Source organism: Amycolatopsis sp. NPDC026612 (assembly GCF_040638285.1).
Taxonomy (GTDB): domain Bacteria; phylum Actinomycetota; class Actinomycetes; order Mycobacteriales; family Pseudonocardiaceae; genus Amycolatopsis.
In genome coordinates this window covers 157,293-176,696 of the sequence record NZ_JBEZYB010000010.1, presented here as the reverse complement: position 1 = coordinate 176,696, position 19,404 = coordinate 157,293, and the positions used below count along the sequence as shown (strand labels likewise).

Sequence of the window (19,404 nt, the reverse complement as noted above, 5' to 3'; positions counted from 1 at the left end):
GCGCCGCCGGGGGGGGCCGCCGCGACCCCGCCGGCGGCCACGGCCAGCGCGAGGACACCGGTGGCGAGCTTGGTGCGTCGGGAGATGCGGTGCTTTCCCGTGTTTCCGGGCATGAGGTGACTCCGATGGAGAACTGAGAGGGATCGTGGGATTCGAATAATTCGCGGCTTGCGATATCGATGGTGGACGGTGAATGTCGGTAATCGTGACCGGGCAAGAGTTCGATGTCCAGCGTTTTGTGTCCCTGTGAAATAGTTCGGAAATGTGTTGAACCGAACTGAACCGGCGTACGTATACCTGGGTGAAGCAAGAAGTGTGCGCCATGGCCGGACGGCGCTCGGGCCATGGCGCAGACCTCGTCGGCGTAGGAGCCCTTCGACCTCTTGGCTGCCGGGTCGAGGCCGACGATCACTCGTGCTGCGCCGCTTCTTGCTCGGCGGGTGCGGCCACGAGATGGCGACGCAGTGCTTCTGGACCTAATATATCGGCTTGCGATATATTAGGCCGGTGGGTGCGAGAGTGATGACCGAGCAGGCTTTCTTCGTCCTCGCGGCGTTGGCCGACCAGCCGCGGCACGGCTACGGCATCGTCGGTGAGGTCGCCGACCTGTCGGAAGGCCGAGTGCGGTTGCGGGTCGGCACGTTGTACGGCGTGCTGGACCGGCTGGTCGGCGACGGTCTGGCCGAGGCGGACCGGGAGGAGGTCCTGGATGGCAGGTTGCGGCGCTACTACCGGTTGACCCGGCAGGGCCGCGATGCGCTGGCCGGTGAGGCTGCCCGGCAGGCGGCGAACGTCCGGGTGGCCACGAAACGGCTGCGCGCGTGGCGGCCGGGGCCGGCGGGAGGCGCGGTATGACCGAGCTCGAGCGGCGCTACCGCCGGGTTCTGCGGCTGCTGCCTGCGTCCTATCGGCAGGCGTGGGAACAGGACATGGTCGCCACTTTCCTGGCCGGAGCCGTGCCCGATGATCCGGAAGACGCGGAGTTCACCGCCGAATACGGCCGGCCTGGCTGGGCGGAGGTGGTCAGTGTGCTGGGTCTGGCAGTACGTCTCCGTCTCGGTGGAGCCGGTGCGCCGGCCCACTTCCGGGTGTGGGGAGGGGCGATGCAGCGAGCCGCGCTGGCGGTGCTGCTGGTCTATGCGGTGAACGCGCTGGCCGGCGTGCGCATGCTGCTCTGGCTTCCACTGCGGTTCCCTGGACTGGTTGTACTTGGTCAAAGCGGTGCGGCGGCGTTGCTCGGCTTGAGCTGGGTGGCGGCGTACCTGGCGCTCGTCCTCGGGCATCGGCAGCTGGCGAGGCTGCTCATGGGGCTGTCGCTGCTGCTCTCCGCGGTCACGGCAGGAGCGGCCGTGGTTGCGGGTGGTGGAGCGTATTGGGGCTCCCGAGTGGCAGAGTTGCTGGTGAGCGCCTTCGCGGTGGTGGCGGCCTCGGCCGCGTTCCACCGGGATGCCGAGCCGGTGCGGTCCCGGCCTTGGCTGACGGCTCTGCCCGTCGGCGCGGTCCTCGTTACGGTGGTCTTGCTGCTGATCCAGCATCCCGGCGACGGAGTGCTGGTCGACGGACCCGGTCTGGCCTGTGCCGCGCTGATCGCCGCCGTGCTGTTCCAGCAGATCACTTCGGCTGCGGAGCGAGGCGGCTCAGCGGGTATGTGGCCGGTGGCGCTGGTGTTGCTCACCTTCGCCGCGCTTGGGTTGCGTGTCGTGACTTTGCTCGACTACCTGACGTTCACCGCGCGTGCCTCCCGGCCGAACGCGCTGGTCACGGCCGCCATCGTCGAGGCCGTCGTCCTGGTTCTCGTTACCGGCCCGCTCGCAGTCCGAGCTTTCCGGACACTGCCGCGAGCGACACATCCAGCAGATCCGCGCGCCGGCTCACGAGACGCTTGAGGCCGACGAGCGTTCCGCTCGAACCGAACAGGACACGCCGTTGTGTCCTGTTCGGGAAGTATGGGCGTCCTCACGTGGTCAAGCCGCGACGGTGCGGTTCCGCTCACGAGAGCGTGATCACCGCGTCACTGTCATGTTCCTGGCAACAGTTCGACTAGGCAAGCGATCGTCCGGTCGCCGTAGCCGATACCGCCAGGAGGAGTCACCGTGCCCGTCCCGATTTCCGAAGCCCTCAGTGTCCAAGCGGACGCCGCACGAAGCAAGATCATCGAACTTGGCCGGCCGGGCCGGTACCTGGTGAGCTCGGCGCTGGCGGGCGCTTACATCGGGGTCGCCGTCGTGCTGCTGCTCGCGGTAACGGGACCGCTCAACGCGGCGCAGTCGCCGTGGACCAAGCTCGTGCAGGGACTCGTGTTCGGGATCGCCTTGACTCTGGTGGTGTTCGCGGGTGGCGAGCTGTCGACCGGGAACATGATGACGATGGTGCAAGGGATGTTCGCACGCCGTCGTGGAGTGGGTGCGGGGTTCGCGGTGATCGCGGGGTCGTTCGTGGGTAACCTGGCTGGCTCGGTGTTATTCGCCTGGCTGGTCCACGAGAGCGGGATCCTGCAGGCCGGCGCCACCCCCGGGCACGCCGCGCCCGCGGCCGCGCTGCTGGCGGCGACGGTGAAGGCCAAGGTTGCGGAGCCGGCGGTGATGCTGTTCTTCCGTGGCGTGTTGTGCAACTTCCTGGTCTGCCTCGCGGTCTGGATGGCCGCGCGGACGAAGTCGGACGGTGCGAAGCTGACGCTGATCTTCTGGTGCCTGCTGGCGTTCATCGGCTCCGGGTTCGAGCACGTGGTGGCCAACATGACGGTGTTCTCCCTCGGCATGTTCGAGGACGTCCCGGGCGCGACCTTCGGGGCGTTCGCGGTCAACCTGGTCCTGGTCGGGCTGGGCAACCTCGTCGGCGGTGGTGTGCTCGTCGGCGTGGGTTATGGCTTCCTCGGCCGCGGCGAACCCGTCGTGACGGCGGCGCGCCCGGTTGGCGAGGCCCTCGAACCCGTCTCCGCGTAGAAGGTCGCCGTCACTGCGGCGTGTTCGGCTGAGAGGGCGCACCGGTCGTGATCGTGCGGGTGAGTTGATCGGTGCGCCGGAGCCGGCCGTCGGGGAGGAGCTCGCCGAACAGGTGGACTTCGGTGACGATGGTCCGGTCGCGGCGCATGCGGGCGTGGATGGTGAGCCGTGCGGCGAGTTTCGTGCCGTCAATGACCGCCTCGTGCACGTCGAACCGGTAATCCTCGAGGTTCTTGCGTAGCGGCCGCAAGTGCGCGATGAGCTTGGCGCGGTCCAGGACGATGCCGTCGCTGTTCTGCACGATGTCGGGGGAGTAGTACCGGTCGACGACGTCGGCGGCGTCGTTCGTTTCGTCCAGCGCCTCGCGCGTGAAGCCGGTGAAGAAAGGTCTGAGTTGACAGAACAGCCGCGCGCTCGCCGCGCCGATGCCGTGCGCAGCCGGACTGCGGTCCTCGAGGCCGCGGCCCGGCTGCTGGGTGTGCGGCCTGACGCGGGCATGGAAGCGATCGCGCAGGTTGCCGGGGTGACCCGGCAAACGGTCTACGCCCATTTCTCCTCGCGGCACGACCTGCTGACGGCCGTGGTGGATCATGCGACCGTCGAGGTTGTCACCGCGTTGGACGCTGCCGGCCTCGACCAGGGGCCGGCCGCGGAGGCCCTGCTGCGGATCATCGGGATCAGCTGGCAGATCTTGGACCGGTATCCGGTGCTTCTGCGGCCTGAAGTGGCCGATGGACCCGGGGATGCCGAGCGGCACCACCCGTGGTCCTGTGCCTGACTCGGATCATCGAGCGCGGGCAGCGGTCCGGGGAATTCGACAAGACCCTGTCGGTGGGCTGGCTCGCCGCCGCGGTGATCGCGCTCGGTCACGCCGCGGGCGGCGAACTCGCGGCCGAACGGCTCTCGGCCGCGGAAGCTCAGAAAGCTTTGCGAGTCAGCTTGCTGCGTCTCGTCGGCGGAATGACTTCAGGGCGAACTTACCGGGTGAGCCGATTGCCGGGCCCCTGCTGGCGCGGTTGAGGCGGCGGCGGCCGCCTTGCGGAGGTGTTCGCGTTTCGGGATCGTCGGCCGCTACCGGTAGAGCAGGCTGTGGGCCTGATCGATGACCTTGTGGTAGAGGTCGCCGCCCAAGCCGTTGCGGGCGAGGGCTGCGCGGGCGGCGTTGGCGCCGGGGCCGCCGTGGACGGCTCCGCCGGGGTGGGCGGACGCGCCGGCCAGGTAGAGGCGGTCGACGGGTGTGTCGGCGCGGCCGAGACTCGGCACGGGGCGGAAGATCAGCTGCTGGTGGGCGGCGGCGCTACCGGCGTTGATGGCGCCTTCGACCAGGTTGTGGTTGTGCTGCTCGAGGTCCTGCGGTCCGTAGATCGACCGGCCGCGGATCCGGGTGGTGAAACCCGGGGCGTGGCGTTCGATGACGGCTTCGACGCGGTCGGTGAAGTGTCGCAGCTTGTCACCGGACCAGTCGTGTCCGCGGGGGACGTGGGTGTAGGCCCACGCCGACTCGGTGCCTGCCGGGGAGCGGCTGGGGTCGCTGGTGGTCATCTGTCCGGCGATGAGGAACGGGTTGTCGGGGACCGTGCCGCCGCCGAGTTCCGCGCTGTAGTGGCCGAGCGCGGCGAGGTCGTGGTCGAGGTGCAGGGTTCCGGCGCCGGCGGCGTCGGGGTTGCGCCAGGGGATCGGTCCGGACAGCGCCCAGTCGACCTTCACGGTCGCGTCGTCCCAGTGGAACCGCTCGACGTCCTGCACGAACCGGTGCGGGAGGTGTTCTGCGCCGACCATATCCAGATACAGCGTCGGGGCCGGGACCGCGGCGAGCACGGCCCGCCGGGCTCGCACGAGACCGCCGTCGGTGTCCGAGACGCCGAGCGCGCGGCCATCGGCGACGATCACCCGCGCCACCTCGCGGCCGCAGGCGATGCGTCCGCCGCGGTCGGTGAGCCGCTGTACGAGGGCGTCGGTGATCGCGCTCGCGCCGCCCTCGGGCACCGGGAAGCCGGCTTCCTGGCCGACCATGCCCATCAGCCAGCCGAACACCGCGCTGCCCGCGTGGCCCGGCCCGAGGTCGGCGTGGAAGGCGTTGCCCGCGAACAGCAGCCTCGCGCCTTCGCCGGCGAAGCGTTCGTTGGTGTGCGCGCGGGCGGGCATCAGCGTCATGCGCAGGAAGCGCAACAGCTCGCCGACCCCCTGGTGCCGCAGCAGCTTCGCGCCCGCCCGCACCGGCGGGAAGGGCGTGAAGAGGGCGTCGATCAGGTCGTCGCGGATGCCGCACCAGAAGTCGAACTCGGCTCGCCACGCGTCGCCGTCGGCGGCGGAGAACGTGGCCACCGACGCGGCCGTGCGGTCGAGGTCACGGGACAGGACGGCGCAGCGGTCGTCGGGCAGGACGTGGGCGACCACGTCGGGGGCGTGCCGCCAGCGCAGGCCGTAGCGGTCGAGGCCGAGCCCGGCGATAATCGGCGAGACGGCCGCGAGTGGGTAGAAGGAGCTGCAGACGTCGTTGCGGAAGCCGGGTTCGATCAGCTCGGCGGTCCGGACCCCGCCACCGGGCTGATCGGCGGCTTCGAGCACGAGGACGTCCCACCCGTGGTCGGCGAGCAGGTTCGCGGCGACGAGCCCGTTCGGGCCCGCGCCCACCACGACGGCGTCGGCGCTGTCTTCGGTCACTCGGAAGTACTACCCTCGGCGGCCGCGGTTACACGCTGCCGTTGCGGCACGACCGTGTACTTCGGGTCGTCGGCGGAGTCCTTCCCGGCGTGGAAGATGCCCCAGCGGGTCGCGGCGGAGGCGGCGATCAGCGCGGCGCCCGACAGCCGCCGCACCCACCCCCGGCCGAGCACGGCCCCGGCCACCCCGGCCGCGGAGAGGATCTCGGCCGCGCGCAGGTACTTGCCGCCCTTGCCGGAGTGGTACGGCTCGGCGACCATGCCGAGCCGGTGTTCCATGAGTTTCAGGGCGCTGACTTCGAGGGCGGACCCGAACAGCGCGAGGTTGCGGGCCGGGGCGGCTTCACGTTCGGGCGCGAGCAGGAGTCCGAGCCCGCCGGCGGCACTGGCGCCGGAGCCGACGAACACGTACGGCATCTCGCGGTAGCCGTCGTGCCAGGCCGGGACGGCGGTGTCGGTGATCAGCGCGGCGGTGTACGCCGCGACGGCGGGACCGAGGGCGGCGGCACCCGCGGTGGCGGCCGCGCCGATCCTCGGCAGCTTGCCGGTGACGGCGGAGGCCGCCGCGGCGCCGGCGAGGGGGCCGTAGGCGGACAGCAGCCACGAGCCGACGCTCATCGGCGAGGTCACCTTGAACACGCGCAGCATGTTGAGGAAGCGCCCGGGCCGGCCGAGATCGTGGACCAGCGCGACGAGCGAGAGGCTGATGGCCCCGAACGCGCCGGTCTTCGCGGTGAGGGCCAGCGTCGTCCGCCCGGTCGCCTGTGCTCCGGCGCCGAGCAACGACGACGCTCCGGCCAGGCCGCCGAGGAAGAGGTAGCCGGGGATGTCGGGGGAGTGCCAGACCGGCCCGTTGATGATCGGTTTGCCGTAGTAGGAGGTGAACTCGGCGTCGGGCACCATCGGCTGCTCGCCGCGCTTGCGCCGGCGTTTGCGGCCGGTCGCGACGCCGGTGAGGGCTTCGCGTCCCGGGCGTACGTCCTGACCGCTCATTTCCGCCTTCCGAATGCCGTCGCGGCGAACGCGGCCAGCGCGCCGCCGACCAGGGTGACCGCGGCCGTGCCGACGTGCCGCCACATCGCGGGCAGGTCACGGGTGGTGACCTTCGGGTCCGGGGGCAGGCCGTAGACCTCGGGTTCGTCCAGGAGGAGGAAGAACGCGCCGTCTCCGCCGACGCCGTCCTCCGGGCTCTCGCCGTAGAGGCGGGCGTCGGAGACGCCGGCGTCCTGCAGCTGCTCGACGCGGTGCTGGGCGCGTTCGCGCAGTTCGTCGAGCGGACCGAACTGGATCGAATCGGTGGGACACGCCTTCGCGCAGGCCGGTTCCTGGCCCTGGCCGAGCCGGTCGTAGCACAGCGTGCACTTCCACGCCCGGCCGTCGCCCTCTCGCTGGTCGATGACGCCGTAGGGGCAGGCGGGGATGCAGTAACCGCAGCCGTTGCAGATGTCCTCCTGCACGACGACCGTGCCGAACTCGGTGCGGAACAGCGAGCCGGTCGGGCAGACGTCGAGGCAGGCGGCTTCGGTGCAGTGCTTGCACACGTCCGACGACATCAACCAGCGGAAATCCGTGGACGGCTCGTCGGCGGCCATGGCGAGGACGTCGGTGTCGTGGTGCAGCCCGGCGTCCTGCTGCGCGATCGGCTTGCGCTGTTCGATGAAGGCGACGTGCCGCCAGGTGTCGGCGCCCAGGCCGACGGTGTTGTCGTAGGACATGCCGGTGAGTGCGATGCCGTCTTCCGGAACGGCGTTCCACTCCTTGCACGCGACTTCGCAGGCCTTGCAGCCGATGCACACGCTGGTGTCGGTGAAGAACCCCATGCGTGGCGGGTGGTCGCGGTAGCCGGTCTGCGACGCGGGATCGGTCGTGGTCACCTCACACCTCCGTTCCGGTTTCCGGGGTGATCCCGGCCCGCTCCTGGTAGCGCCGGACCAGCTCGAGGCGCTCCGGGCCGCGGGGACGGCGACCCGGGCGGATGTCGCAGGCCGCGGCCTTGGTCTCCTGGATGTGGCTGTTCGGGTCGAGGCTGAGCGAGATCAGCTCGTTGACCGTGTCGCCGGTGGTCAGGCCGTTCTGGCCCCAGTGGTAGGGCAGGCCCACCTGGTGCAGGGTCCGGCCCTGGATCTTCAACGGCGTCAGCCGCTCGGTGACCAGCACCCGAGCCTCGATGACGCCCCGCGCGGTGGCGATCGTGGCCCAGCCCATGTGCTCGAGGTGGCGCTCCCGCGCCAGCTCGGGTGAGACTTCGCAGAACAGTTCGGGTTGCAGTTCGGCGAGGTAGGGCTGCCAGCGGCTCATACCGCCCGCGGTGTGGTGTTCGGTGAGCCGGTAGGTGGTCACGACGAAGGGGAACACGTCCGAGCCCGGTTCGGTGCTGCTGGGTTGGAACCGGTTGTGCTTGTGCCGGATCATCTGCCGGACCGGGTTGCGCTGCTGCGGGTACAGCAGGTTGGGGAACGGCGAGTCCTGCGGCTCATAGTGGGTGGGAAGCGGCCCGTCGGTCAGCCCGGCCGGTACGTAGAGCCAGGCCTTGCCGTCGGCCTGCATGATGAAGGCGTCGGTGCCGGTGAGCGCGTCCGGGCCGGTGGCGTCCTCGTCGGGCCGGAAGTCCGGGGCTTTGGTGGGTTTGAAGTCGGGCACGTCGTGGCCCGTCCACTTGCACTCGTCGGCGTCCCACCAGACCAGGGCCTTGCGCTCGCTCCACGGCTTGCCGTCGGGGTCGGCGGAGGCCCGGTTGTAGAGGATCCGGCGGTTGGCCGGCCAGGCCCAGCCCCACTCGGGGGCGACCCAGTTCTGCTCGGTGGTCGGCTTGCGCCGGGATGCCTGGTTGACGCCTTCTTTGTAGACGCCGCAGTAGATCCAGCAGCCGCAGGCGGTGGAGCCGTCGTCCTTGAGCTGTTCGTAGCTGGACAGCGGTTCGGCGTCGGAGTTCCAGCCGTTGATCTCGGCCAGGACGGCCTCGGCCTCCGGCTCCGCCATTGCGCCCTTGGTGGGGTAGTCCCACGTGAGTTCCAGCACCGGCCGGTCGCGTTCGCGCTGTTCGTCCGATGTGGACTCGTCCATCGTGGCCGCCAGCAGCTTCTCGCGGATCTTGCGGCCCAGGTGGTAGGTGAACCACAGGTCGCTGCGCGCGTCACCCGCCGGTTCGACCGCCTGGTGGTGCCATTGCAGCATCCGCTGGGTGTTGGTGAAGCTGCCGTCTTTCTCGGTGTGCGCGGCGGCGGGCAGGAAGAACACCTCGGTGGCGATGTCCTCGCTGCGCAGTTCGCCGCTTTCGATCTCCGGCCCGTCCTTCCACCACGTGGCACTCTCGATGAGCGAGAAGTCCCGCACCACCAGCCAGTCCAGGTTGGCCATGCCCAGCCGCTGCATCTTCGCGTTGGCCGACCCGACCGCCGGGTTCTCCCCGAGCAGGAAGTAGCCCTTGCACGTGCCCCTCAGCTGTTCCATGACGGTTTCGTAGGTGCTGTGGCTACCGGTGAGCCGGGGCAGGTGGTCGAAGCAGAAGTCGTTGTCCGGCCGGGCCGCCGGACCCCAGTACGCCTTGAGCAGGCTCACCAGGTACGACCTCATGTTGCCCCAGTAGCCCTTCTTGGTGCCTTCGGCTTCCACGAACGCGTCGAGATCCTCGTTCGTGTGGGCGTGCGGCATCGGGATGTAGCCGGGCAGCAGGTTGAACAACGTCGGGATGTCCGTCGAACCCTGGATCGACGCGTGCCCGCGCAGCGCGAGGATCCCGCCGCCCGGGCGGCCGATGTTGCCCAGCAGCGTCTGCAGGATCGCCGCCGTCCGGATGTACTGCACACCCACGGTGTGCTGGGTCCAGCCGACCGAGTAGGCGAAGGCGCTCGTGCGGTCCCGCCCGGAGTTCTCCGCCAGCAGCTCGCACACCTGCCGGAAGGTGGCCTGTGGGACACCGCAGATCTGTTCCACCATCTCCGGGGTGTAGCGGGCGAAGTGCCGCTTGAGGATCTGGAACACGCACCGGGGGTGCTGGAGGGTGACGTCGGCCTGCGGTTCGGCGCCGATTTCCGCGCCGCCGGAACCATGGGCCTCTCCGCGGGCCGCCTCGCTCACCGAGCTGCCCTCGCCGGTGCGCTCTTTCCACTCCTGATCACGCTGCCCCGACGCCGCCTGCATGTCAGTGCCTTCGTACTGCCAGGTCTGCGTGTCGTAGCTGCGCTGCTCGCGGTTCAGTCCGGAGAAGACGCCGTCGAGGTCCTCGGTGTCGGCGAACTCCTCGGCGATGATCGTCGCCGCGTTCGAGTACGCCAGTAGGTACTCCCGGAAGTACTTCTCTTCCTGCAGGACGTAGTTGACGATGCCGCCGAGGAAAGCGATGTCCGTCCCGGCGCGCAGCGGCACGTGGATGTCCGCGAGCGCACTCGTCCGGGTGAACCGCGGGTCGACGTGGATCACTTTCGCGCCGCGCGCCTTGGCTTCCATCACCCACTGGAACCCGACCGGGTGGCACTCGGCCATGTTCGAGCCCTCGATAAGGATGCAGTCGGCGTTCGCCAGGTCCTGCTGGAACGTCGTGGCCCCGCCACGACCGAAGGAAGTCCCCAAACTGGGAACGGTGGCGGAGTGTCAAATACGCGCCTGGTTCTCGATCTGGATCGCGCCCAGCGCCGTGAAGAGCTTCTTGATCAGGTAGTTCTCTTCGTTGTCCAGGGTGGCGCCGCCGAGGCTGGCGATGCCCATGGTGCGCCGGGTGCGCTTGCCGTCGACCTCCCACTGCCAGCCTTCGGCCCGGGCGGCGATCGTGCGTTCCGCGATCATGTCCATCGCGGTCTCGAGGTCGAGGGTCTCCCACTCGGTGCCGTAGGGCTTGCGGTAGAGCACCTGGTGTTCGCGGGCCGAACCGGTGGTCAGCTGCAGGCTGGCCGAGCCCTTGGGGCAGAGCCGGCCGCGGCTGACCGGGGAGTCGGGGTCGCCCTCGATCTGGGTGACCTTCTCGCCCTCGACGTAGACGTTCTGCCCGCACCCGACGGCGCAGTACGGGCAGACCGATTTGACCACTTTGTCCGCGTCCGTGGTGCGAGGGGTGAGTTCGAGGCTGATCCGGCTCTTGGCCGCCGCCCCCCGGCCCGTCGGGTCGTTCTCGGTCAGCTGCCGGTAGACCGGCCACTCCGAAACCCAGCGCTTCAGGCCCATCGCTCACCTCCGTCGCTCTGTTCGCGCATACCCACGCCTTCCCCCGGTCAAACCTGGCTTCCCGCGGCTCGCATCTGCGCGTCGGCGCGGACGCGCTCGGCGATCCAGCGGTGCACCGTCGTGCGGCCGGTCGGATTCTCGTGCCCCGGATTGGACAGGTCCTGTGCGGACGGTGGCAGCCCACGGGCCCGGCGTTCCTCCGGGCTCGGCGCGTCCCCGCCGTCCGCGGGCAGCCCGGTGCCGATCAGGTGGGCCAACCCGGGCGGGATGCCCAGGCGACGGCCGATCTCGGCGTAGTCCAGTTCGGCTGCGGTCATCTGCTGTACCTGCTGCCGGGTCGCCATCACGTCAGACCTTCCGCACGTCTTGCGGCGGGAAGTCGCCGCGTCGCCGGTCGAGCGCGGTGCAGCCGATACCGAGCGCGATCATGCCGACGCCGAGCCCGAGGTGCAGCCAGTTGTCGGCGTCGTTCACGGGGACGAAGTTCGGGGCGCCGGCGCTGTCCGTGCCCAAGCCGTAGACGCACAGGATGAGATAGACCAGGCCACCGATCATCAGGTAGGCCCGAGCGCCGCCGGGGTAGCGGGCCGCGATCACGCCGACGACCCCGAACAGCAGGTGGACGAGGTTGTGCAGGACCGACACGGTGAACACGTCGAACAGCTGAGCCGTCGAATGGTGGCCGGCGAACTGCAGCTGGTCGTAGTGCGTCGTGATGCCGGGAATGAACCCGAGTACGCCCACGATCAGGAAGACGGCTCCCACGACCGTCGTGGTGCGCTGCGCGAGGAGGGCCTTCGATCTGGTGTTGCGTTCGGTTTCGGTCATCGCTGCTCCTGGATCCGGTCGCGACGGCGGACGGTGAAGGCACCTTGGGTTTCGTACAGCACGGATTCGACCTCGCTGACCGAGTCGACGCCCTGCTGCCGGAGGGCCCCGTCGAGGTCGTCCCGCGTGAGCTGGGCCGCACGCATGGTGGCCTCGTCGATCCGGCCCTCGGTCACCAGCGTGCGGACTGGGTGGTCCAGCAGGCGCTTGAGCCGTCGAAGGAACCGCAGGCGTCCGACGAGCGTGTGCAGGACGAGCAAGGTGACGAGTGCGCCGAAACCGACCATGAAGGACGTTCCGGCCGCCGTGGCGGTCCGGCCGATGATCGCGCCGACGGCGACGGCCACGACGAAGTCGAAGATACGCAGCTCCGCCAGCGTCCGGCGGGGAGCGAGCCGGAGACCGACCAAGGCGGTCAGGACGAGCAGTGCGGTTTTGCCGCACGCTTCCCCGACCGCGCCCCAACTGCTGAAGAACCACGTCATGGATCCCGGCTACCTCGTTCTCCGGTGGGCAAACGTCGGGAGCGAAGTGGCGCCCATGCGTGGTTCACCGCCGGGAACACGTCACGGCACAGGGGCACTGTCGGTGCCGTCGAGCGTTTCCCTGGTTTCGCGAATCGTCTCGCGAGGAAGCGCGGACGCTTCGCGCACCTTGCCGATGCCTCGCCGGGCCAGCACTGCCCCGGCGGCCGAAACGCCGGCGCCGACGATCGCCGCGGACACCCAGGGTGGCAGGCGACGGGACAGCAGCAGCACGGCCGCCGCGATGATCGAAGCGCCGCCGTAAAGGCCGGCGACGCCCGCGGCGCCGATCATGCCGCCACCGAGCCCGGCTGACTTCGCGCTCTCACGCAGCTCTTCCTTCGCGTGGGCAATCTCCCGCCGGACCAACTCGGCGATCTGGTCCGCGATCCCTCCGACGGGGTCCGTGTGGTGCGGTTCGGCCATGACCTTTCCTCCCGATCCGTTGTCGTGCTTCCGCTTACCCGCGCCGACCGTCGTTATGCGTCCGGCCGCGCTGCGGTCGGGAAAGCTGTCTCGACCTGCTCGCGAGGCAGGGGCGCTCGTGAGTGCCAGCGCCATGACGACGGCAGTGAGGACCAGCGAACCGATGGCGCCTACCCGACCGAGCGGCCACTCAGGCGTACCAGGTGCAACTGTTGTAGTGAGAAGTCCGTACTTGCCCAGTTCGGCGAGGCGTCGCCAGACAGACGGTGGGGCGCGTACGGCGAGGGTCCTCGATGCGACGCAGCGCGCGGCGTCCATGTTCCGGCAGCATCTCGATCTCCTCGGTGGTCAGCTTGGGCCGCCCGGTGACCTGTGCGACGACATGGTCTCACCGCGCCGGCTGGCCGGGCCGGAACCGCCGAGCGATCCGGGATTGACTCCGAGGGTGAGCGGGACGCACTGAGGGGGTCATTGCTGGGAATGTGCGGTGAACAGCGCCGCCGCGTCCCGTTCGCTGTCCGGGTCGGCCAGCACCAGCACCTCGTCGTCCTGCTCGAGCGTAAGGTCGCCCCGGATTCGCAGTTGCCTGCCGCTGCGCACGACCAGGCTGACCCAGAGGTCTTCGCCGAGGTGGAGGTCGTCGACGGTGCGCCCGGCCGCCGGCGCCCCCGGCGAAATTCGGAACCGCCGAGCCCCGGCCGGTTCCTCGTTCGTGCGGATGCCCAGTGCCCAGGGGCGTGGCGGCCGCTCCCGCATCTCGATCCCGCACCGGGCGGCGACGATGGGCATCAGGCCGCCCTGGACGACGACCGAAAACAGTACGACGACGAAGATGATCTCGTAGGCCAGGACGTCCGCAGCCCGGCCGGAGACCAGGATGTAGGTACCGAGCAGGATCGGGACGGCACCCTTGAGTCCCGACCAGACGACGAACACCCGATCGCCCCACGGCATGCGCGTGGCCAGCAGCAGCGGGCCCACCACCAGGGGCCGGACGACGAACGTCAGCAAGACGGCCAGCACCAGCCCGATCCACCAGGCGTTGGTCGTGAACAGCGAGGACAACGAGACGGTCAAGCCGAGGATCACGAACGCGACGATCTCGGCGAGACTGGCCAGCGACGAGTGGAACCGCTCGATCTCGCGCTTGAACGGGGCCGCGGCGTCGCCGACGAGGACGCCCGCGATGAACACCGCGAGGAACCCGGAGCCGTGGGCGAGGGTGGCGGCACCGTAGAGCACGAACGAAACCGCGAGGGTCCGCAGGGGATAAAGTCCTTCGGAGGGCATTTCGACCCGGCGGACGAGTTGCAGCAGCAGCCAGCCGCCCACGAGCCCGACAGCCGCCCCGACCGCCATTTCCACCGCGAACTTCCCCAGCACACCGAGAAACGCGCCCCCGAACCCGTCGCTGGCGGTGACGCCGGCCAGGCTCAGCAGCAAAGCGATGCCCACCGGGTCGTTGGCGCCGGACTCGCCCTGGATGGTCGTGCCCGCCCGGCCGGTGATCTCGCGATTGCCGAGCACGGAGAACACGACGGCCGGGTCGGTGGGGGAGAGCGCGGCGCCGAGCAGGAGGGCGAGCAGCCAGGGCAGACCGAACAGCAGGTGAGCGGCCACGGCCAGCGCGCCCGCGGTGAGGAAGGTGCCCAGCACGCCGATCGAAACGACCGCGCCCAGGGCAGCGCGCAGTTTCCGGACGCCGATGGTCATGCCGCCGTCGAAGAGGATCACGACGAGGGCGACGGTCACGACGTTTTCCACGACGCCGAGTGACACCTGCCGCAGCGTCGGCACGAGGTCCGACGCCGCGGCCGCGGCGACCAGGAAGAGCGCCGGCGCGGGCACGCGGAGGGCGGAGCTGATCCGGTTGGACACCAGGGCCAGCGTGATGACCGCGGACACGATCAGGAGAGTCAGCCCGAACGACTCGATTCCGCTCACGTGTCCTCCGTCGGTCGGGTGTGGCAGCGGAAGGTCGGATACCCGTTTTCGTCGGTGTGAAAAGGCGACAATTCGGACAGTCTGTAACCCCCTGCAGCACAGCGCTTGGCGGCTGCCGCGCGAGGTAACCGACTCCGCCAGCCTGGGAAGGAAAGGAAAGGCGATGACAGGAAGCACGCGTTCATCCGACAGAGCGATCGTCGGTGGCGTTGGAGCGGAACGCGTATCAACCTCAGCCCGGTCGTGGCGCCGTCCATTCTGGGGTTGCGGTGTACTTCCTCCTGGCCACTGCTGGTGCACCAGCAGTGCGATGCTGCTCAAAGCGGTGCACAAGCGGGTCGTCCCGCCCATGGGCAAGCGGGCCGAACGTAACGTCCTCGGTCGCGAGGCCGAACTCACGATCCAGTTCGAGCTCGGCGACCCGGGCAGCAAGGTCGGCTGACAACGCTGCTGCAGGCGGGTGTCCTCAACGGTTGCCACGCCGGTGAACGAGGGCTCCTGTGGCGGCCGCGGTGGCGGCCCCGGCCACGGCGAGAAGCCCGTGGTGCTGGCTGAACCACAGCTGAGGGCTGCGCGGCAAAGCCTGGTCGTCGAACTCGCCGTGGGCGCCGAAGTCCCGGCCGTCGGTGTCGTCGGCCGGGCTCCAGAGGTTCGCCGGCCGGTCGGGGGACGTCGGTGTGCTGGTCTGCTGGCCCTGGTAGCCGGTGCGGGCCAGGTAGCGGTCGAGCAGGCCGGGAGCGACCGCATTCGCCAGCAGGGTGCCGACCGTGCTCGCCCCGGCCCAGTACTCGCGTCGACGCGGGTGGTCGGCGGCGTACAATACGGCCCGCGCCGCGATCTCCGGCTGGTAGATCGGCGACACCGGCTTGGCGTGGCGGGGGAGCCGGGACAGCACCCAGGAGAACTGCGGCGTGTTCATCCCGGGAAGCTGCACCATGGTCGTGCGGACCTTGCTGCGGTCGTGGAGCAGTTCGCAACGCAGTGCTTCATTGAACCCCTGGATAGCGTGTTTTGCTCCACAGTAGGCGGACTGCAACGGAATACCCCGGTAAGCCAGGGCGGAGCCCACTTGGACGATGGTGCCGTGGTCGCGGGGTTTCATCCGGTTCAGGGCGGCCTTGGTGCCGTGGACGAAGCCGAAATAGCACACCTCGGTGGCGCGCCGGAATTCGTCGGGCTCGATCTCGGTGAACGGTGCGAAGATGGAGCTGAAGGCGACGTTGACCCAGACGTCGATCGGGCCGAGTTCGTCTTCCACCTTGCTCGCTGCCGCGTCGACCTGCGAATAGTCGGCGACGTCGGTGGGGATCGGCGGGGGCGTGCCGCCCGCGGCGCGGACGTCCTCGGCGGCACCGTCCAGGCCTTTTCTGCCCCGGGACAACAGAGCGACACGAGCGTGCCGCCGCCCGAAGCCGCGGGCGACGGCCCGTCCGACCCCGCCGCTTGCGCCGGTCACCACGACAACGGGTGCGTTCTCGGACATCGGGCTGAGGCTCCTCTCGTGCTGGCCACTGTTCCGGGACCCGGGTACCCGGACAAGAACGCCAAACCGTTCGCCCAAGCAACTGTTACCTCGTCGAAACTCGCCGCTGCCTGTGCCCTGTTTCCCGCCTTGCGGATGGGGTACGCGGTGTCATCGAGCGATTGAGGTGAGGTCGGATGGCGAAGATCGGAACCGCGACGAGGCAAGGCACCCGCGACCAGAAGATGCGGGAAGGACGTCTCCCGATCGCCGCGGAGTTCCTCGTGGGAGTTTGGCTGGTCGTCGCGGCTTTCGTGTTCAGCTACACGGTGACATTGGCCGGTTCCGCCGGGTTCTGGAACGTGCTGCTGTGCGGCGCGGTCGTGACGGTCGTGGCCGCGGTACGGCTGGTGGCTCCCCGGGCGGCCGCGTGGCTGGGACTGGTCAACGTCGTCGTCGGATTCTGGTTGATCGCTTCGCCGTTCGCCCTCGGCTACCCGGCCGAAGGACACCGTGACGCGGCGAAGACGAATGCTCTGGTGGCCGGGATCCTGGTCGCGATCTTCTCGGTCACGGCGGTCACCGTGGCTGCTCGCCGCAAGGCGGCGGCGCGCCACCGCGCGTAAGCCGGTCGCTGCGCCCGCCGGTGATCAGGCCCGGTGCACCGTCTTGACCGCGAGCTGGTTGCCGGGAAGGTCGGTGTTCGCGCAGCCCGTTCCCGGCATGGGAACGAAGTTCGAATCGGTCTCCTGCGGCAGGTAGATCCGCAGGCCACGGACCGGGCTCGGCCGGCAGACGCTCTCCGGGTAGTTGTGCACGTTGACGAACTGGATGTCCGCGGCGGCGGTCTGACCGGGAGCCAGCCGGACCGGGGCTCCTTTCGTCCCTTCGCGGTAGGCGGCTTCACCCACCTGGTGGCCGTCGTCGCCGGCGACGTACGACACGCCGGGGAAACCCTGGATTTCGCACGGCGCCGAACTGTCGTTGGTGATCAGCAACGGCCGGTAGACCGATCCGGCACCGGCGTCTCCCTGGCCCAGTGCCAGCTTGACGTCGCCGGCCTGGCACAAGCGGTCTCCGTCCGGAGTGGTCGACGCGGGAACGGTGCTGGACGAGTCCTTGCTGCCGGCTTCGGAAGTCGTCACTGAAGGGTTCGACGCCGGGGAAGCCGGCGACGGACTGGTGGTTGCCGGCGACGCGCCGGTCCCGCCACAAGCGGTGAGCAAGAGAGCGCCGGTTGCCGCGGCGCACGTGGCCGAAAGCCATGATTTCGTCATTTGGCCTCCTTGGTAGTCGGCCCGGTTCAAGGGTATTTTATTTGTTCCCGTCCAGCCAGGCTACCGATGCATGCCTGACGTTGCTGCCGAAAAGTGCCGTACGACAGCCTTGGGTATCTGTCCTGCCATTTGACCTGGGTATCTGACGATTACCTTGCGATCGACGCTTCGGAGGTATTGAGCGACAGCCTGCTTTGTTCTCGGTGAGATGCGATGAGGTTTCCGGCCCGGTCGGTCACCGCCTGCTTCGGTCATGTGCCGGGCCGGCGAGCCGCTGGGCGGTCTCGAGGAGCAGGCCGTGCACGAAGGCCTGGGGCAGGTTGCCGCGGAGCTGCCGCTGGCGGACGTCGTATTCTTCGGCGAGCAGGCCGGGCGGACCGCAGGCGGCGCGGTTGCGTTCGAACCAGCGGAACGCCGCGACTTGATGGCCCTGCTGCCATTCGGCCAGCGCCATGACGAACCCGCAGAGGAGAAAGGCTCCTTCGGCGTCACCGAGCGGCCGGTGGTCGGCGGAGAAGCGGTAGGCGTAGCCGTCCTGGGTCAGTTCGGTGCGTACTGCCTCGAGCGTCGCCAGTGTGCGGGGGTCGTCGGCGGGCAGCGCGCCGCGCACCGGGGGGAGCAGCAGTGCGGTATCCACTTGGTCGTGTGCCGGGCTGCGCCGCCACGCGCCGCGAGAATCGACGCAGCGGCCGGCGGTCTCGGTCAGCAGGTGGTCGGCGAGCGTCACCAGTTCGGCGGCCCGGCGGGCCGGAAAGTGACGGGCGACGCTGCGCAGGCCCGCGACGCACGCAAGCCGCGAGTGGGTCCACCAGGCGCGACCGAGCTCCCAGACACCGGCGTCCGGCTCGTCCCACTTGCGAGCGATCAGATCGGCCACGACGTCGACGGCGTGGCGGGCGTCCGAGGTCAGGCGGTCGTGTCCCGCGGCCGCCGCGTAGAGCTGGAGGATCTCGCCCAGCGCGTCGAGCTGGAACTGGCCGCGGACGTGGTTGCCCAGCACGGCGGCACCGCCCGGATACCCGGGCAGGTCCAACGCGGCCTCCTTCGGCGGTGGCCGTCCATCCGTCCGGTAGGCGGGCAGGAGCCGGTCGCCGTCTTGGAGCACGCGCGCGGTCACGAACGCGAGCGCGTCGTCGAGCAGCGGATGCGGTTCCTCGACCGATACCGCGAGGCCGGCGTAGCACTGGTCCCGCAGCCACACGTACCGGTAGTCGTAGTTGCGGCCGCCTTCGGCGCGCTCGGGGAGGCCCAGTGTGGCCGCGGCGACCATGCCACCGCCGCCGGAGGTCAGGCCGCGCAGTACTGCGTAGGAGTGCTGCGCGTCTCGAGGTGCCACGCTGCCGGTGAAGGGCGGGACGGCGGAGCTCCAGCTGTGTGCGGTTTGGGTCCACAGCCGGTCGGGGTGCGGGGGTGGCGGCAACGGCTGGTCACTGATTTCGAGCACCAGGTCGTGCCGGCGACCTGCGGTGACGAGCAGGTCGAGGACCAGTCGTCCGGTTTCGTCCGGGCGGGCGTCGGCGACTCCCTGCCACCGGACGCGAAGCCCACCCGTCCGGGCGGTCCACGTTCCGTCGTCGGCGCGATGGACTTCCCGCAGCGAGCGGGTACCGAAGCGGCCGCGCACGTCGAGCTCGACCTGCATCGGGACATCCTGCTCGCCGGCCTCGATCCTGCGCAGCACGACTACCCGGTGCGGGTCGGCGGGGTAGGCGAGCGCGTCGCGGGATTCGACGATCGTGCCGGCGGTCACCCAGCGGCTGCGCCAGATCAGCGTGCCGGGTTCGTACGCGCCGCCCCAGACGCACGGGACGGCGGGGCGGACCGAGTAGACACCGCGGCCGCCGATCAGTGCGGACAGCACAGCATCGTCGCCCCAGGTCGGTGCGCACAACCAGGTGATATCGCCGAGCGGTCCGCACAGGGCGCCGCGCTCGCCGTCGGCGAGAAGAGCGTATTCGCGCAGCACGTGAGGCGGGAAATGTCGCCATTCCTGGTCTACGTCGTTCACGGTGGCCGAATACCCGGGAGAACGCGGGGGACACCACACTTTCGCGTGTGGGTGAAATCGTAAGGTGATCGTCAGGTGCGCCCTCTCCGCGATGGACAACACTGAGCAGTTCGTACTTGTCTAATGTGGACAGGCTTTCACGTTCACGTAACGGACTCAACGGAACCCGTTGC

20 protein-coding genes are annotated in these 19,404 nt (G+C 69.5%); 7 read left to right on the top strand and 13 right to left on the bottom strand.

What is annotated here, in order from left to right; translation table 11 throughout:
• Positions 1 to 522: 522 nt before the first annotated feature.
• The 3 genes from AB0F15_RS13795 (at position 523) to AB0F15_RS13785 (ending at position 2,942) form a co-directional block, all read left to right on the top strand.
• Positions 523 to 855 carry a PadR family transcriptional regulator gene (locus AB0F15_RS13795; protein WP_360269754.1) on the top strand — a complete coding sequence of 111 codons (333 nt, stop codon included), beginning with the start codon at positions 523 to 525 and terminating at the stop codon, positions 853 to 855.
• Positions 852 to 1,886, top strand: coding sequence for a hypothetical protein (locus AB0F15_RS13790; RefSeq protein ID WP_360269752.1), 1,035 nt, complete (start codon positions 852 to 854; stop codon positions 1,884 to 1,886). Before AB0F15_RS13795 ends, AB0F15_RS13790 begins: the two co-directional genes overlap by 4 nt.
• A gap of 207 nt (positions 1,887 to 2,093) precedes the next feature.
• Positions 2,094 to 2,942, top strand: coding sequence for a formate/nitrite transporter family protein (locus tag AB0F15_RS13785; protein WP_360269750.1), 849 nt, complete (start codon positions 2,094 to 2,096; stop codon positions 2,940 to 2,942).
• A 10-nt stretch (positions 2,943 to 2,952) separates the two neighbouring features.
• On the opposite strand, the gene AB0F15_RS13780 is transcribed toward AB0F15_RS13785, so the two are convergent.
• Complete coding sequence (locus AB0F15_RS13780) at positions 2,953 to 3,492, bottom strand: nuclear transport factor 2 family protein (protein WP_360269749.1); 540 nt, start codon at positions 3,490 to 3,492, stop codon at positions 2,953 to 2,955.
• Between AB0F15_RS13780 and AB0F15_RS13775 the strand changes: the two genes are divergently transcribed.
• Positions 3,439 to 3,720 (top strand): TetR/AcrR family transcriptional regulator, encoded by a 282-nt coding sequence (locus AB0F15_RS13775; protein WP_360269747.1) that lies wholly within the window; start codon positions 3,439 to 3,441, stop codon positions 3,718 to 3,720. The two genes, AB0F15_RS13780 and AB0F15_RS13775, sit on opposite strands and share 54 nt — an antisense overlap.
• Positions 3,705 to 3,962, top strand: a complete 258-nt coding sequence (locus tag AB0F15_RS13770; RefSeq protein ID WP_360269745.1) for a hypothetical protein — start codon at positions 3,705 to 3,707, stop codon at positions 3,960 to 3,962. Before AB0F15_RS13775 ends, AB0F15_RS13770 begins: the two co-directional genes overlap by 16 nt.
• A gap of 51 nt (positions 3,963 to 4,013) precedes the next feature.
• Here AB0F15_RS13770 and AB0F15_RS13765 read toward each other — a convergent pair whose 3' ends face one another.
• The 9 genes from AB0F15_RS13765 to AB0F15_RS13725 form a co-directional block, all read right to left on the bottom strand.
• Positions 4,014 to 5,606: an NAD(P)/FAD-dependent oxidoreductase gene (locus tag AB0F15_RS13765; protein WP_360269743.1), complete on the bottom strand. Its 1,593-nt coding sequence runs from the start codon at positions 5,604 to 5,606 to the stop codon at positions 4,014 to 4,016.
• On the bottom strand, positions 5,603 to 6,598 hold the full coding sequence (nrfD, locus tag AB0F15_RS13760; protein WP_360269741.1) for an NrfD/PsrC family molybdoenzyme membrane anchor subunit: 996 nt from the start codon (positions 6,596 to 6,598) through the stop codon (positions 5,603 to 5,605). The genes AB0F15_RS13765 and nrfD overlap by 4 nt, the downstream gene beginning before the upstream one ends.
• Complete coding sequence (locus AB0F15_RS13755) at positions 6,595 to 7,425, bottom strand: 4Fe-4S dicluster domain-containing protein (RefSeq protein ID WP_360269768.1); 831 nt, start codon at positions 7,423 to 7,425, stop codon at positions 6,595 to 6,597. Before AB0F15_RS13755 ends, nrfD begins: the two co-directional genes overlap by 4 nt.
• Before the next feature lie 55 nt (positions 7,426 to 7,480).
• Entirely contained in the window at positions 7,481 to 10,762 is a 3,282-nt protein-coding gene (gene fdh, locus AB0F15_RS13750) for a formate dehydrogenase (RefSeq protein WP_360269739.1), read from the bottom strand.
• Positions 10,763 to 10,809: 47 nt separating this feature from the next.
• Entirely contained in the window at positions 10,810 to 11,106 is a 297-nt protein-coding gene (locus AB0F15_RS13745; protein ID WP_360269737.1) for a hypothetical protein, read from the bottom strand.
• A 4-nt stretch (positions 11,107 to 11,110) separates the two neighbouring features.
• Positions 11,111 to 11,590 (bottom strand): DUF4383 domain-containing protein, encoded by a 480-nt coding sequence (locus tag AB0F15_RS13740; RefSeq protein ID WP_360269735.1) that lies wholly within the window; start codon positions 11,588 to 11,590, stop codon positions 11,111 to 11,113.
• Complete coding sequence (locus AB0F15_RS13735; protein ID WP_360269733.1) at positions 11,587 to 12,075, bottom strand: YetF domain-containing protein; 489 nt, start codon at positions 12,073 to 12,075, stop codon at positions 11,587 to 11,589. Before AB0F15_RS13735 ends, AB0F15_RS13740 begins: the two co-directional genes overlap by 4 nt.
• Before the next feature lie 81 nt (positions 12,076 to 12,156).
• Positions 12,157 to 12,540, bottom strand: coding sequence for a phage holin family protein (locus AB0F15_RS13730; protein ID WP_360269731.1), 384 nt, complete (start codon positions 12,538 to 12,540; stop codon positions 12,157 to 12,159).
• 468 nt (positions 12,541 to 13,008) lie between these two features.
• Positions 13,009 to 14,484, bottom strand: coding sequence for a potassium/proton antiporter (locus AB0F15_RS13725; protein ID WP_360269730.1), 1,476 nt, complete (start codon positions 14,482 to 14,484; stop codon positions 13,009 to 13,011).
• Between the two features lie 310 nt (positions 14,485 to 14,794).
• On the opposite strand from AB0F15_RS13725, the gene AB0F15_RS13720 reads away from it, so the two are divergent.
• Positions 14,795 to 14,926, top strand: coding sequence for a hypothetical protein (locus tag AB0F15_RS13720; protein ID WP_360269728.1), 132 nt, complete (start codon positions 14,795 to 14,797; stop codon positions 14,924 to 14,926).
• Positions 14,927 to 14,950: 24 nt separating this feature from the next.
• Here the strand turns inward: AB0F15_RS13720 and AB0F15_RS13715 are convergent, their stop codons facing one another.
• Positions 14,951 to 15,967 (bottom strand): SDR family oxidoreductase, encoded by a 1,017-nt coding sequence (locus AB0F15_RS13715; protein ID WP_360269726.1) that lies wholly within the window; start codon positions 15,965 to 15,967, stop codon positions 14,951 to 14,953.
• A 176-nt stretch (positions 15,968 to 16,143) separates the two neighbouring features.
• On the opposite strand from AB0F15_RS13715, the gene AB0F15_RS13710 reads away from it, so the two are divergent.
• Entirely contained in the window at positions 16,144 to 16,572 is a 429-nt protein-coding gene (locus AB0F15_RS13710) for an SPW repeat protein (RefSeq protein ID WP_360269724.1), read from the top strand.
• Positions 16,573 to 16,596: 24 nt separating this feature from the next.
• Here AB0F15_RS13710 and AB0F15_RS13705 read toward each other — a convergent pair whose 3' ends face one another.
• Both AB0F15_RS13705 and AB0F15_RS13700 read right to left on the bottom strand, forming a co-directional pair.
• Positions 16,597 to 17,091, bottom strand: a complete 495-nt coding sequence (locus tag AB0F15_RS13705) for a DUF4232 domain-containing protein (protein WP_360269722.1) — start codon at positions 17,089 to 17,091, stop codon at positions 16,597 to 16,599.
• Positions 17,092 to 17,458: 367 nt separating this feature from the next.
• A complete protein-coding gene (locus AB0F15_RS13700; protein ID WP_360269720.1) occupies positions 17,459 to 19,231 on the bottom strand; it encodes a glycoside hydrolase family 15 protein in 1,773 nt (590 codons plus the stop codon).
• Positions 19,232 to 19,404 lie beyond the last annotated feature (173 nt).

Excerpts from the sequence above, each read along its gene's own strand:
- AB0F15_RS13715 (WP_360269726.1), bottom strand. The coding sequence starts at position 15,967 with ATGTCCGAGAACGCACCCGTTGTCGTGGTGACCGGCGCAAGCGGCGGG.
- AB0F15_RS13740 (WP_360269735.1), bottom strand. The coding sequence starts at position 11,590 with ATGACCGAAACCGAACGCAACACCAGATCGAAGGCCCTCCTCGCGCAG.
- nrfD (WP_360269741.1), bottom strand. The coding sequence starts at position 6,598 with ATGAGCGGTCAGGACGTACGCCCGGGACGCGAAGCCCTCACCGGCGTC.
- AB0F15_RS13720 (WP_360269728.1), top strand. The coding sequence starts at position 14,795 with ATGCTGCTCAAAGCGGTGCACAAGCGGGTCGTCCCGCCCATGGGCAAG.
- AB0F15_RS13795 (WP_360269754.1), top strand. The coding sequence starts at position 523 with ATGACCGAGCAGGCTTTCTTCGTCCTCGCGGCGTTGGCCGACCAGCCG.
- AB0F15_RS13775 (WP_360269747.1), top strand. The coding sequence starts at position 3,439 with ATGGAAGCGATCGCGCAGGTTGCCGGGGTGACCCGGCAAACGGTCTAC.
- AB0F15_RS13780 (WP_360269749.1), bottom strand. The coding sequence starts at position 3,492 with ATGGGCGTAGACCGTTTGCCGGGTCACCCCGGCAACCTGCGCGATCGC.
- AB0F15_RS13755 (WP_360269768.1), bottom strand. The coding sequence starts at position 7,425 with ATGGGGTTCTTCACCGACACCAGCGTGTGCATCGGCTGCAAGGCCTGC.
- AB0F15_RS13710 (WP_360269724.1), top strand. The coding sequence starts at position 16,144 with ATGGCGAAGATCGGAACCGCGACGAGGCAAGGCACCCGCGACCAGAAG.
- AB0F15_RS13735 (WP_360269733.1), bottom strand. The coding sequence starts at position 12,075 with ATGACGTGGTTCTTCAGCAGTTGGGGCGCGGTCGGGGAAGCGTGCGGC.
- AB0F15_RS13730 (WP_360269731.1), bottom strand. The coding sequence starts at position 12,540 with ATGGCCGAACCGCACCACACGGACCCCGTCGGAGGGATCGCGGACCAG.
- AB0F15_RS13745 (WP_360269737.1), bottom strand. The coding sequence starts at position 11,106 with ATGGCGACCCGGCAGCAGGTACAGCAGATGACCGCAGCCGAACTGGAC.
- AB0F15_RS13790 (WP_360269752.1), top strand. The coding sequence starts at position 852 with ATGACCGAGCTCGAGCGGCGCTACCGCCGGGTTCTGCGGCTGCTGCCT.